This window comes from Helicobacter sp. 10-6591, from assembly GCF_003288805.1.
Lineage (GTDB): Bacteria > Campylobacterota > Campylobacteria > Campylobacterales > Helicobacteraceae > Helicobacter_F.
Window position 1 is genome coordinate 25,513 of record NZ_NHYK01000017.1, and the last position, 12,562, is coordinate 38,074.

12 protein-coding genes and 1 other RNA gene are annotated in these 12,562 nt (G+C 38.8%); 5 read left to right on the forward strand and 8 right to left on the reverse strand.

Features of this window, described 5'->3' with window-relative positions; translation table 11 throughout:
• Positions 1-4 precede the first annotated feature (4 nt).
• Complete coding sequence (gene nspC / locus CCY97_RS06355; RefSeq protein WP_112064645.1) at positions 5-1,240, forward strand: carboxynorspermidine decarboxylase; 1,236 nt, start codon at positions 5-7, stop codon at positions 1,238-1,240.
• Between the two features lie 59 nt (positions 1,241-1,299).
• Positions 1,300-1,685: RNase P RNA component class A (rnpB, locus tag CCY97_RS06360), an RNA gene on the forward strand.
• A gap of 4 nt (positions 1,686-1,689) precedes the next feature.
• On the opposite strand, the gene CCY97_RS06365 is transcribed toward rnpB, so the two are convergent.
• From CCY97_RS06365 to uvrC, 8 genes are all read right to left on the reverse strand, one after another.
• Positions 1,690-1,971 (reverse strand): hypothetical protein, encoded by a 282-nt coding sequence (locus tag CCY97_RS06365; protein WP_112064646.1) that lies wholly within the window; start codon positions 1,969-1,971, stop codon positions 1,690-1,692.
• A gap of 59 nt (positions 1,972-2,030) precedes the next feature.
• Positions 2,031-2,633 carry a methyltransferase domain-containing protein gene (locus tag CCY97_RS06370; protein ID WP_112064647.1) on the reverse strand — a complete coding sequence of 201 codons (603 nt, stop codon included), beginning with the start codon at positions 2,631-2,633 and terminating at the stop codon, positions 2,031-2,033.
• A 31-nt stretch (positions 2,634-2,664) separates the two neighbouring features.
• Complete coding sequence (locus tag CCY97_RS06375) at positions 2,665-3,150, reverse strand: META domain-containing protein (RefSeq protein WP_181562848.1); 486 nt, start codon at positions 3,148-3,150, stop codon at positions 2,665-2,667.
• Positions 3,147-3,911 carry a glutamate racemase gene (gene murI / locus CCY97_RS06380; RefSeq protein WP_112064649.1) on the reverse strand — a complete coding sequence of 255 codons (765 nt, stop codon included), beginning with the start codon at positions 3,909-3,911 and terminating at the stop codon, positions 3,147-3,149. Before murI ends, CCY97_RS06375 begins: the two co-directional genes overlap by 4 nt.
• A 15-nt stretch (positions 3,912-3,926) precedes the next feature.
• Positions 3,927-5,222 carry a transcription termination factor Rho gene (gene rho, locus CCY97_RS06385; RefSeq protein WP_112064650.1) on the reverse strand — a complete coding sequence of 432 codons (1,296 nt, stop codon included), beginning with the start codon at positions 5,220-5,222 and terminating at the stop codon, positions 3,927-3,929.
• A gap of 100 nt (positions 5,223-5,322) precedes the next feature.
• Positions 5,323-5,979 (reverse strand): response regulator, encoded by a 657-nt coding sequence (locus tag CCY97_RS06390; RefSeq protein ID WP_112064651.1) that lies wholly within the window; start codon positions 5,977-5,979, stop codon positions 5,323-5,325.
• Positions 5,933-7,528: a HAMP domain-containing sensor histidine kinase gene (locus CCY97_RS06395; protein ID WP_112064652.1), complete on the reverse strand. Its 1,596-nt coding sequence runs from the start codon at positions 7,526-7,528 to the stop codon at positions 5,933-5,935. The genes CCY97_RS06390 and CCY97_RS06395 overlap by 47 nt, the downstream gene beginning before the upstream one ends.
• Positions 7,500-9,350: an excinuclease ABC subunit UvrC gene (gene uvrC / locus CCY97_RS06400; RefSeq protein WP_112064653.1), complete on the reverse strand. Its 1,851-nt coding sequence runs from the start codon at positions 9,348-9,350 to the stop codon at positions 7,500-7,502. The genes CCY97_RS06395 and uvrC overlap by 29 nt, the downstream gene beginning before the upstream one ends.
• A gap of 82 nt (positions 9,351-9,432) precedes the next feature.
• On the opposite strand from uvrC, the gene CCY97_RS06405 reads away from it, so the two are divergent.
• The 3 genes from CCY97_RS06405 to CCY97_RS06415 form a co-directional block, all read left to right on the forward strand.
• Positions 9,433-10,806 carry a sigma-54 dependent transcriptional regulator gene (locus CCY97_RS06405; RefSeq protein ID WP_112064654.1) on the forward strand — a complete coding sequence of 458 codons (1,374 nt, stop codon included), beginning with the start codon at positions 9,433-9,435 and terminating at the stop codon, positions 10,804-10,806.
• Between the two features lie 130 nt (positions 10,807-10,936).
• Positions 10,937-11,665 carry an outer membrane beta-barrel protein gene (locus tag CCY97_RS06410; protein WP_112064655.1) on the forward strand — a complete coding sequence of 243 codons (729 nt, stop codon included), beginning with the start codon at positions 10,937-10,939 and terminating at the stop codon, positions 11,663-11,665.
• A 49-nt stretch (positions 11,666-11,714) separates the two neighbouring features.
• Positions 11,715-12,562: S8 family serine peptidase (locus CCY97_RS06415; RefSeq protein ID WP_146744516.1), on the forward strand; the 848-nt coding region annotated here is incomplete at its 3' end.

Here is a 12,562-nt window from a genome sequence, read left to right on the forward strand (position 1 = left end):
CTGTATGCAAAGCTCAGCACTCTTAGAATCTATTCCCACACCTTGTTATGTATTAGAGCGTGATAAACTCAAATCAAACCTTGAAATTCTTTCTCAAGTCCAAGAGCAGAGTGGAGCAAAGATTTTACTCGCCCTTAAAGGCTATGCATTTTGGCGTTGCTTTGATGAGGTGCGACAAAGCCTGAGTGGTAGTGCTGCAAGTGGCTTATATGAAGCAAGACTTGGGTTTGAGGAGATTGGTGGTGCTAGTACAATACAAGATTGTTTGGATTCTAAGAATCTTATAAGAAAAGAAGTCTGTGTCTTTAGTCCAGCATATAAAGAAGTGGATTCTCTTTTGCCCTATGCGACGCATATTATTTTTAATTCTTTCTCACAATTAGCGCGTTTTTCCTCTCGTATCAAAGAGCATAACAAACAAGCAAAACACCCTATTAGTATAGGTCTAAGGGTAAATCCTCTTTATAGTGAAGTGCAGACAGATATTTATAATCCTTGCGCAGCTTATTCAAGATTGGGTATCACGCCAAGTGCATTTGAAAGAGCCCTAGAAACCTATGGAGATGGAATCTTGCGTGATGTGCAAGGTTTGCATTTTCATACACATTGCGAGCAAGATTCTTATGCGCTCAAGCGCACGCTGCCCCATGTAGAAAAGTATTTTGGCGCTTATTTTGGTGGTTTGAAATGGTGTAATTTTGGTGGCGGGCATCACATTACAAGAGCAGATTACAATAAGGCGCTTTTAGTAAAGCTCATCAAAGATTTCAGGCAAAAATACCAGCTCGAAGTATTTTTAGAGCCAGGAGAGGCAGTTGGCTGGCAGGCTGGGTTTTTGATTGGTAGTGTCATTGATATTGTGGAGAATGGTAAGCAGATTGCTATTTTAGATGTGAGCGCTAGCGCACATATGCCAGATTGCCTTGAGATGCCCTATCGTCCCAATATCTATAAGATAAGTGATGGGGTTAGAGAATCGGATAAGGGAGAAAATCACGGAAGTTATAAGTATCGTTTAGGTGGTCCTACATGTCTGGCAGGTGATATTATCGGGGATTTTAGTTTTGATTCTGAGTTAAAGATTGGCGATAAGGTGGTTTTTGAAGATATGTTGCATTACACGATTGTCAAAAACACTACATTCAATGGTGTTGCGCTACCTTCTTTGGCTGTTATTGAAAATGGTAATCTAAGGATTTTGAAGAGCTTTGATTATTTTGATTATAAAGAACGTAACTAGTGCGAACTTTTTTGTCTGGAGATTCTTGGTGTGCTTAAATCTCGTTATAATTGCGCTCTTGGGCGTAGCAAGCGGTTGCTTTTGATACAAAAGAGGAAAGTCCGAGCTACATTAAGACAAGGATTCCATTTAACTAATGGCTAGGGTGACCTAAGGGAAAGTGCAACAGAAAACAACCGCCTAGTTTCTAATGTTAAGAGTTTGGGGTTTTAGAGTTTGCTGCAAAATTCTTGAATTTTTAACAATGATTTATAGGTAAGGGTGAAAAGGTGGAGTAAGAGCCCACCGACTTTTTAGCAATATTAAGTGCCGTGCAAACCCAATTCGTAGCAAGAAGGGTAGGTTAAGAGTCTTAAGCTTTAGTCCTTCGCATGAGAAGCAAAGTGATTTGCTTCCTAGATAAATAACCGCATAAACAGAACTCGGCTTATGCTACGCCCAAGTGCTTCTTAGACCTCATAGATTGCCACTACTGTATGTCCGTATGCTTCTTTTGGAATTTTTATCATTTTAGTCCCTATTTTGCCAAATCTGTTGATAATTTTGCGTTTGAAGCTTGTATCGATGAGTTTTGGTTTGAGGAAATATTTAGCCCATATCACGCTTTTGTAGAAATCTCTGTGTTCATTTTGTACGTGCTCATGGTAGATATGCTTGAGTTTGATAGAAAAGATATATGCAATGGAGCGCAACGCTTTATCACTAAAGCGAGAGACATGGTGGGGTGGCATATTGAGTATGCCATTAGTACAATATTTGAGAAACGATTCCTCACTAGGCACAGCGATAATTAATAACTTTTGCCCCCCCCCCCTATTGTTTTATCACTTTTAAGGCATGCAATTTGTGCGCGTAAAAATTCATAAGGATTGCTTACATGTTCTAGGACCTGAAAACTACAGCTTATATCAAACTCATCTTGGTGGGTTTTGGCAAATTCTTCAATCGTAATATTTTCTATATGTATGCCCTGTGATTGTGCCATTTGCTTTGCCTGCGTGCTTAACTCTAAGCCTACATATTGCGCATTTTCTGGCAGATATTTTGCAAATGCCGCCTTTCCACAACCAACTTCCAAGATTCTGGGATTTTGGAAACTAGAATCTTGAGTAATGAAATCTCTTACATAATCATATTCATGCTTGTAACTAAAGTAATACCACTGTAGTTGGTTGAGGCTATTATAAAAAGCACCATCGCCTGTTGGCACTTTATCTTGTGTATCTATAAAAAATCTCAAATCACAATCTTTACAATGCAAATACCTGAGATCATTTTTTATGAGGCTGCTTGTATTTATTCTCAAACTTTTATGGTAAAGATGATTCAAATTCTCCTTTGGGATAGTCTCTAGGAGGTGCGTGTTTGCACTATGGCATAGAATGCATTTCATGAATTTACTCCTTTGTGTATTGGCTTGATTTTTAGTGGTGTGTCAGAAAATAGACTTTAGATGGGGTAAAAAATACAAGAATTTTTTCTTTCTTTTTTTCTTGCAATGCTTGTGGGATGGTGTGTAAGATACCAAGCTTTGAATAGTCTTTGAAATCCATTATCTCAAATGTGTCTTCTAAATTTTCCAAGAATGGCAATTCATATTCCATCACTTCTTCATCACAAATCTTGCGTGTAGAAGTTTTCTTGCTGATACTTATTTTGTTTTGTGTGAGGGTGAAGTTTGCCCCATAGTTATTGCAGCCAGTATTGCCATAGATTCTGTGCTGCAAAGAGTCAAAGGTTATAAGTGCGCCTTTTTGGTTACTAAATGTTGTGCCATCAATATTGAAGTATTGTATCTCCCAATTTTGCGATGAAAGAGAATCTTGCAAGATTTTGTCATTAATCTTAGCGCACCCTGCATAAAAGCTCACAAAAGCTACATGCAAAACAAATATTATGTATTTTTTCATGGTGAAACCTTGTGGTAGAGTGGTCCTAGCCATAGTTTAGCAGTATTCTTCAACGAGTTGGTGTCATCACTTGCATGGAATTGCAGATGTTTAAGCTCTTGGTTTTGTGGGATATGGAAGTTTGCACAGATATACTCTACAATCGCTTCTCCGCTGTGTATAAGTAAGGTTTGCTCTCCGAAATACTGTTGCAATGTATTCGCGATAAGCGGAAAATGTGTACAGCCTAAAATCACTGCACTGGGTGCATTTATATCCTTGAAGTAATGCTTGCATAGCTGCTCTAATAATGCACCGCTTAAGATCCCATCTTCTACAAATGCCACAAAAAGGCCAGTTGGAAGACTTTTGACATTATAAAATCCCGCGAGTTCTAGTTGTTGTGCATAGATATTTGATTTTATAGTCGCTTTTGTAGCGATAACTAGGATTTGGGAATTTTTGTCTTTGAGTTTGTTGCTTGTAGCAATAACGCCGGGGGTTATAACACCAATAACAGGAAAAGGTGCTTTATTTTGAAGAGAATCTAGTGCGTATGCACTTGCAGTATTGCAAGCAACAACGAGCATATCAACTTGATTCTGTAAGAAAAAATCCAAAGACTGGAGACAAAAGCTCTTAATTGTCTCAGAATCTTTTGTGCCATAGGGCACTCTTGCGGTATCTCCATAATATACTATGGAATCAAAGAGCTTGGCCTCAAGCAGGCTTTTGAGTACACTCAGACCTCCAACCCCGCTGTCAAAAACCCCCAATTTCAAGTATTACTCCAAGATCTATTCTTGCGGATTCATCATATTGAGAAATTCTTCATTGTCTTTTGTTTGTTTCATTTTAGAATAAATAAAGCTTAATGCTTCTGTGTCATCCATTGTATGCATTACGTTGCGAAGCATCCATACTTTCGTAAGCTTTTCTTTGCCAAGGAGTAGTTCATCTTTTCTTGTGCCAGATTTCAAAATATCAAAGGCTGGGTAGATTCTGCGATCAGCGATATTGCGTGCTAGGACGATTTCGGCATTTCCCGTGCCTTTGAATTCCTCGAAAATCACTTCATCCATTCTTGAACCCGTATCAATAAGCGCAGTAGCTATGATTGTCAAACTCCCACCTTGCTCAATATTACGCGCCGCACCAAAGAATCTCTTTGGTTTATGTAAGGCATTTGCATCGACACCACCACTTAGCACTTTCCCACTTGAAGGTGTAGCAGCATTATACGCGCGTGCCAGACGTGTTATAGAATCTAGTAGTATTACTACATCTTTTCCCATTTCTACCTTGCGTTTGGCACTTTCAATCACAAGCTCACTTACGCGGATATGATTTGTCGCAGGCAAATCAAAAGTCGAGCTAAAGACTTGTCCTTTGACACTGCGCTCCATATCTGTAACCTCTTCTGGACGCTCATCTACAAGTAAGACGATAAGCTCTACTTCTGGATGATTCTTTGCAATACCATGCGCTAGCTCTTTCATAAGCTCTGTTTTTCCAGTGCGTGGAGGTGCGACGATAAGTGATCTTTGTCCCTTGCCTATGGGAGAAAATAGATCAAGCATTCTGCCTGTAACCTTATCTGCTTGGTATTCAAGTTTTAATTGCTCTATGGGGAAAAGTGGTGTGAGGTTATCAAAAAGAGGGCGGTTTTTGATCTCATCCAGTGAGATGAAATTCACAGCTTCGATTTTCAAAAGTGCATAGTATCGCTCTTGGTCTTTGGGTGGGCGCACTTGCCCCATTACAATATCACCATTTCTTAGAGCAAAGCGTCTGATTTGGCTTTGTGAGACATAGGTGTCATTCTGGCTATTGCTAAAGCTTTTTTCAGTCGCCCGTAAGAATCCATGCCCTTCACTCATAATCTCTAAAGTGCCTGTAAAAAGGATATAGCCGCCTTGTGATACTTGGGTTTTGAGTATTTCAAAAATAAGGTCCTGACGAAGGTATTCTTGGGGGTTTTCTATGCCGATTCTTTTGCCAATTTCGATGAGTTTGCTTACCGATTTGCTTTTTAAGTCCTCTAATTTATAACCATCTACAGGAGTATGTGTGCGGGTTTTTTCTGATGCCATTTTGAGCCTTTAAACAACGAAGTGAATAGGAGTAATTTTGTGGTCTGACGAAAGACGCGTATTATAAGTGAGTTTTGCTTAAAGAAGTTTAAATACGACCTTATGGCTTATTGACTGTGAAGTCCGGATGGAATCTATAAACTTTATTTTTGACCTTAAATAAAATCCCAGCACTGATAAGCTGCTTAAAAGTTTTGACAATAGTTGGTTTGCTGACATTGAGCTTCTGGATGATGTCTTCATAGGAGCCATAGAAAGTGTTTTGGGAATCGCAATGCTCAATCAAAAATCTGATAATCTGAATCTTCTTCCCGCCTACGAAAGTAGAGATGGCATTTATAAGTAAGTTTTGCGCTTGGATTTTTTGGGCTTGTAAATGCGGCAACACAGCTTTTTGTAATGCTTTGAGTAGAGAATTGAGCTCCAAGGGTTTGAGAATATATGCGTCGATTTTTTGGTCTATAGAATCTATGAGATATTTTGCTTCTGTGTGGGCGGAAGTAATGACGATTGGGACATTGGGATTAGCAGAATTGCGGATAAGCTCAGAAAGCTCTAAGCCACTACGTTTTGGCATAAGAATATCAGTCAGCACAATATCAATTTTGTGCAGATTGAACAATTCCCATGCCTCTTGTCCATCCTTAGCGGTAATAAGCTTACCTACATAATCGCTTAAGAGCATTGATGTGAGGTTTAAGGTGTCAGCATCATCCTCGGCATACAATACACTCAAGTCCTGCAGGGATTGATTCATTGGGATTGTTTTCCTTGATATTGTTTTGTTTGTAGGGAATATTGATGCTAAAGAGCGTGCCATTATAAATTTTTCCCTCTGAAAACGCAACATTGCTCACAGACATCGTCCCATAGAACTGCTTTTCGACAATCTGCTTTGCCATATATAATCCAATACCAGTACCTGCAGATTTATGCTTGGTAGTGAAATATGGCTCAAAAATTTTGTTGATATCTTGGAGTAGTATCCCTCCGGCATTATCTTGGATCTGTATATTGATGCTTGTTTCTGTGTCTTGGAAGGTTTGTATGCTGATAGTAATGCGTCTTATCGATATTTCGCGAGCTTTAAAAGCATCGATTGCATTATTTACAAGCACAAAAATTACCTGAGTGAAAGCATTCTCATAACCCAGAATCTTATAATCTTGCGTGCTTTTTAGCTCTATTTGTATGTTTTCATCGCTCAACACAGTTTTGATAAGCTCTAGAGAATCTAAAATAGCGCTTTGGAGACTGAAGTAATTTTTTTCTTTGTTTGGACGGAAGAAATTACTAAAGCTTTCGATAGTTTCTGACATATTTTTTGCAATCTTTAGTCCATATTCTGTTTGTTCATTCAAAAATTGAGAATCGAGTTTGCCTCTGTCATATTTTGCTTTAAAGCTCTGTATAAGAAGCGCAAGAGAGTTTAGTGGCTGGCGCCATTGGTGAGCGATATTATGTATCATTTCACCCATTGAAGCCAGACGGGCTTGTTGGTATATAAAGAGATCTTTTTGTTGATTCTGTTCTACTTCGTATTGGATTGATTTTTGCAAACTCGCATTGAGTGTTTGTAGTTGCAATGTTTTTTGTTCTACAAGGTCTTCTAGGGAATTGTAAGCAGAATTTATAGAATCTGTGATGGTTTTTGAGAGTAGAAAAAACATACTTGCAAGCAGCAAGACAAAAAATGCCAACAACATAAGACTAGCCCTATATATGGAATCACTGATTGTTTTCTGCGCGTTTATGAGTACAATATTTGTGTGTAAAAGCTCAGAAAACAGTGTGTTATTTTTCTCTTGAAAAAGATTATGTATAAGCATCTCTTCAATTTGTTGGGACAGCGTTTCTTGCGTGTTTGTCAGTAGGAGAATCTCTGCTTGATGGTGGCGTAAAAAATAGGCTTGGTAGAAGCCTCTCATAGCATTGAGGAATCTATGTCTGTTGTACTGTTCTTTGAGACTGTCTTTGTATGTCTGCCATAGTGAGTTGATTTTCTCAATGCTTTGGGAATCTTGCTTTTGGTGTGCTGACTGCATGTGCGCTAATTCTTGGTAGAGATTTTTTATGTCAAAAATATACAAGACATGAGAATTTTGGCTGAGGTAGTTACTATCATAATCGCTCTTTAGTCCTGCTAAAGCTAAGAATCCTGTAGCAGAGCAGAGCACAAAGATTCCTATAATGATATAGAGCAAGATAGTATTTTTGGTTTGGATTGAAGTATTTTGTAATTTTTTGGCGATGTTTGTAAGCATTTTTGCCATTTCTTTATCTCGAATCTCTTTTGCGCAAAGCATTTGTAATCTGCTCTAAGCTTAGAGATTCTATAACCTGAGATGAGCCAAAGACTTTGAGTAATCTAGCCATTTGTGCTGGCTTTAAAGAGAGCTTGGATCCTAAAATATTGAGCTGGCTTACAGTCTTGCTCTTTTGTTTGCGGTGGAATGCAATAGCAAAGCGATGCGCCTCATCGCGCAGTTTTTGAAAAAACTGCAATCTCTTATCACTTCCTATGAGCTTATAACTCATGCTTTTGCCAGATCCTTCAAATGCATGCAAAACATCTTGCGCATTCCCTTTTGCCCTATGAGCGCGTCCATTGAGTTTGTGTTTTGAGATTGCTAGAAGCCCTATCTCCACACCACTAGATTTGAGAATCTCTTGGGCAAGCTTGAGTTGCGCTATCCCTCCATCAAGCAACCAGAGATTTGGTGGCGGATTATGTGCGAAGTCTAATGCCCTGCGCGTTAGCATTTCGTTCATTTGCGAATATTCATCGCTGCCTTGCAAGTGGAAGCGCCTAAAGTCTGTCTTTTTGAAGCTACCATTTTCATATACGACCATCGCGCCTACACATTCTCTGCCTGAGTGGTGAGAGGTATCAAAAGTCTCGATTCTGTAAGGAATCTCATCTAGCCCTAGAAGCTGTTGTATTTGTTCTAAAACTTCCACTTCTCTAAGGCTTTGCTGCTCCTCTTTGTTCAAGATTTCTAGAGCATTTTTTTGCGCTAGGGTGATAAGGTCTGCTTTTTTGCCTCGCTTTGGTTGGAGAATTTGGATTTTTTTGCCCATTCGCTCATGGAGGACTTGCTCTAGCTTTTGCTTGTCCTCAAAGCAGCCAAAATCGCTTGGCAATAAAATAGAATCTGGCAAGAGAGGAGTTTTAGTCTTGTAATGATTGAGTAAGGTTTGTGTGTAGATTGAATGGAGAATCTGTGGGCTAATTCCATCAAGATTCTCAAGATCATAGACCAGAAAGGAGTCACTTGAGACCACCCGTCCATCACGCACAAATAATTTCATAACTATCCCTTTTTTTGCAGTGGTTTTTTCTTGTACGAATACAAACACATCCAGATTACTAGAATCTGCTAGGTCAATACTCGATCCATTTTGCATTTGCGCGATTTTTGAGATTCTATCGCGCATTTTTGCCGCCTCTTCATAGGCAAAATTTTGCGCAAAAATCTGCATTTTGGATTCTAGTACCTTTGCAAGTTTCTTTTTGTCTTGCAGAAGCTTGAGGGCGTTTTGTAAGATTTTTGCATAGTCTTGCTTACTGATTTTGCCCTCGCATGGTGCAAGACAACTTTTCATCTGATAAAACAAACAAGCCTTTTTGCCTTTGAGACAGGATTTTTTTTGTACCAGACATACAGATTCTAAAACCCCCTCTAGTAAATCTCGTGCTCCAGAACTGAATGGACCAAAATAGATGATGTTTTTTTCTTTTTTATCTTGCTGGGCTATGTTATCTCGCTTGGTGGTGCGAGTGATAGCAAGAGTGGGAAAATCCTCGCTGAGATCTGCAAAGATATACGGGTAGGTCTTGTCATCGCGTAAGAGGATATTGTACTTGGGTTTGAGGCTTTTGATAAGAGAGTTTTCAAGAATGAGAGCATCTTGCTCACTTGGTGTAATAAGCGTTTTGATATAACTCACCTGGGAAAGCATAAGGGTTATTCTTTGGTTGTGTTTTGCACTCGCAAGAAAATAACTCCTTACGCGCTTTTTGAGATTCTTTGCTTTGCCTACATATAGGAGTTTGTGATTGGAGTCAAAGTATTGATATACTCCTGGTTTTTGCGGTAAAGCATTAAGATTAAGAGTAGTTACCACGCATTTCTCCACGAGCCAATTTTCACGCAAAAGCGGCTATAATTCTAGCCTCCAGACTCTATAAACTCACTTAAGGAACATAATGAAAATCTGCTTTGTCGAAGATGATATAAATTATCGTAAAGCTCTAGAGATAAGTTTCAAATACTATCCACAATATGAAGTTGTAGGTTTTAAAAATGCTCATGATGCACTCAAGGCTTTGCAGCAGAATCCAAATCAGATTTTTGAAGTTTTTATCACAGATATAAATATGCCCAAAATGGATGGTTTGGAATTTTTGCATGAGTTAGAAAAATGTGTGAAATATGAATACAAAAGCATTGTTATCACAGGTAATGCAAGCGTGCAAAATGCCATAAAAGCCCTGCGACTTGGTGTCAAAGATTTTTTGGTTAAAGGATTTGATTTTGAAGAGCTTATAGCCACACTTGAGCGCTTGCAAAAAGAAAAGAATGTTTTGTCATCTCTTAAGCGAGATTCCAGTAAGTATTCCAAAAAGTCCAAAGATCATTTTGGTTCGCAAGCTGTAGCCAGTCGTATTAGTGAAAAATCTCCAGTCTCTCCTGCTATGCAAGTAGCTTTAAAAACTGCGCTCAAAGTCGCGCCAACCGATGCAAATGTATTCCTCACGGGCCAAAGTGGTGTGGGCAAGGATGTGTTTGCGAATTTTATCCATACAAACTCTTTACGCGCCAAAGCTCCATTTGTAGCCATTAATATGGCAGCTATTCCAGAGCATCTCTTAGAATCTGAGCTTTTTGGATATGAAAAGGGCGCATTTACTGACGCGAGTGCGTCAAAACCGGGAATCTTAGAGGATGCAAATGGTGGGAGTGTATTTTTAGATGAGATAGGTGAGATGCCTTCAAGTTTGCAAGTCAAGCTTTTGCGGGTACTACAAGAGAAGACATTGACAAGACTTGGTAGTTCTAAGCATATACCAATAGATGTGCGCTTTATCTCTGCGACAAATGCAAACATTACGCAAAAGATTGCAAATGGCAGCTTCAGAGAAGATCTTTTTTTTCGCTTGCAGACTATTCCAATCACAATCCCTCCGCTTAGTGAGCGTAAAGATGAGATTCTAGCTATCGCACAAGATAAGCTAGAGCAGACAATTCAAACTTATGGGTTTAAGTCAAAAACCCTCACTCAAGAAGCCCAACAAAAGCTTTTAGATTACAGCTGGCCAGGGAACATAAGAGAGCTTATCTCTGTGATAGAGCGTGCAGTGATTCTTAGCGAAGGAAGTGAGATAGGGATACAGGATTTAGCATTAGAGAGTAGGGAGCGTGTATTTGGCTCACACAACACCTCTTTTGCAAATCTTGAAAAGGAACTTCTAGCACGTGCACTTTTAGAATCACAAGGCGATATAACACGTGCAAGTGATTTATTGGGAATGGATATAAAGGTTTTCAAACAAAAACTCACACAATACAAGCTTGCTTAGAAACTGTTTCTTATTGTTACATTTAGAAACAAAAAAAAAAAAAATATAAAAAGAAATTTTTGACTTAAAATAAATATTTTTTGGTTCTAATTCTAAACGTCCCATAAATACAAATTTAAAGGAAAAACACATGAAATTTTTACACATTGGTGTGGCATTGGCTTTAAGTAGCATGCTTGTTGCAAACGAGAAAAATGGCTTTTTTATAGGTATGGAAGCAGGCTTTACTCCAAGCGCAACAAATTATGCGAATTTTCTTGGAAGGGAATTCACTGTACCAAGCAAGCAAAAAACTCGCGCATTTCCTCTGGGTCTAACACTTGGGTATCAGTACTATTTCACGCAATCTCAGGGTATAAGTCTGCAGGCAAGAGCAGCATATGCAACCTATAAAACAAGCAAGACCCAAGTATCAGAGCCTACGCCAGGTTATCGAGCTCAAAACACTTCTTTTGATATCAACATCAATACAGAAGCTTTACATTTTGGAATAGATGCAAACTATCTCTTTGACTTTTTTGCGACAGAAAATCATGTTCTTGGACTTGATGCAGGAGTAGGCCTTGATTTTGTGTATTTTCTCTCGACCAAACATGAATGGAAGAATCCGTACGCGACTATTAATAATAGTCTAGGAGAGTATTCTTCCATGGCTTTGGCCTTAGGCTTTGGTGTGCATTACTACTTTAAGACTCACCACCAGCTTGGTATCAAATACCGCTATACAGGACATAGCATGGACACAAAGATAAGTAAAGACTATAAAGCTCAAGGTGGTCTTGACATAGAGACCTATAAATTTGTTGCTGCTACAGCTAATTTAAGCTCTATTGTATTTTCTTATACTTATAAGTTCTAGAGGATTTTTAAACCCGTGTGTGTCCTAACTAGGAGACAAATTCAAGGATATGCTCAAATTTTATGTCTTATCAAGGCTTTGTTGTTTGGTATCTGGTGAAAATAGACGCATAAGATTTAGCTTGAGTTTGCTTTACCTGCCGCTTTGCCTAGTCCCAGTAGGTGCCCAGATATCCAATAAAGAAGCACACAACATTATAAATTCACAAAGTGCATGGAATCAAAATATTGCTGGCAGTGGCGTGAGTATTGGGATAGTGGATACGCCTGTGAAAACAGATCATAAAATATTGCAGGGCAAGATTGAAAGTGTGAGTATTTTCTTTGATTACATGAGCCAAAAGCAATATACACCTGTTTTTACAGATTGTCTTGTGGTTGGCAAAAAATGTGATACACATGGTTCGCATGTCGCTGGTATTGCTATAGGTAAACTCGATGGACAATCAACTAATAATTTGGATTTTCGTGGGGTAGCATATGATAGCAAAGCGAGTGCTATTGGAACTATTAATAGTGGTCTCCAACAACCTACACCTATGCGAATCTACCATGATCTCCAAAATGTCAAAATTGTTAATAACAGCTGGGGTAGCAACACATTCCCATTTATTAATACAGAAATAGTCGATGATTCGCTCTCAAAAACAACGACAGGCAAAAACGATAATTCTCCTACAAGTGTTGTTAGTTATATTTCAACTTACTGGAAGGGCTATGATAAGAATGGTTTGAAATGTGAAAACTGTGATACTACAAATGAGGCTCAGCTTATGCAACTTTCGCGTGATAAAAATGTAATGATAGTCTTTGCTGCTGGCAATGAAGGTATGGTAAGTCCAAACATCCAATCCATGCTCCCTCGCTATGATGAGAGTCTCCGATCGTGGATTACTGT

Coding starts and splice junctions, on each gene's coding strand:
- nspC (WP_112064645.1), top strand. CDS start 5: ATGCAAAGCTCAGCACTCTTAGAATCTATTCCCACACCTTGTTATGTA.
- CCY97_RS06365 (WP_112064646.1), bottom strand. CDS start 1,971: ATGCCACCCCACCATGTCTCTCGCTTTAGTGATAAAGCGTTGCGCTCC.
- CCY97_RS06370 (WP_112064647.1), bottom strand. CDS start 2,633: ATGAAATGCATTCTATGCCATAGTGCAAACACGCACCTCCTAGAGACT.
- CCY97_RS06375 (WP_181562848.1), bottom strand. CDS start 3,150: ATGAAAAAATACATAATATTTGTTTTGCATGTAGCTTTTGTGAGCTTT.
- rho (WP_112064650.1), bottom strand. CDS start 5,222: ATGGCATCAGAAAAAACCCGCACACATACTCCTGTAGATGGTTATAAA.
- CCY97_RS06390 (WP_112064651.1), bottom strand. CDS start 5,979: ATGAATCAATCCCTGCAGGACTTGAGTGTATTGTATGCCGAGGATGAT.
- CCY97_RS06395 (WP_112064652.1), bottom strand. CDS start 7,528: ATGCTTTGCGCAAAAGAGATTCGAGATAAAGAAATGGCAAAAATGCTT.
- CCY97_RS06405 (WP_112064654.1), top strand. CDS start 9,433: ATGAAAATCTGCTTTGTCGAAGATGATATAAATTATCGTAAAGCTCTA.
- CCY97_RS06410 (WP_112064655.1), top strand. CDS start 10,937: ATGAAATTTTTACACATTGGTGTGGCATTGGCTTTAAGTAGCATGCTT.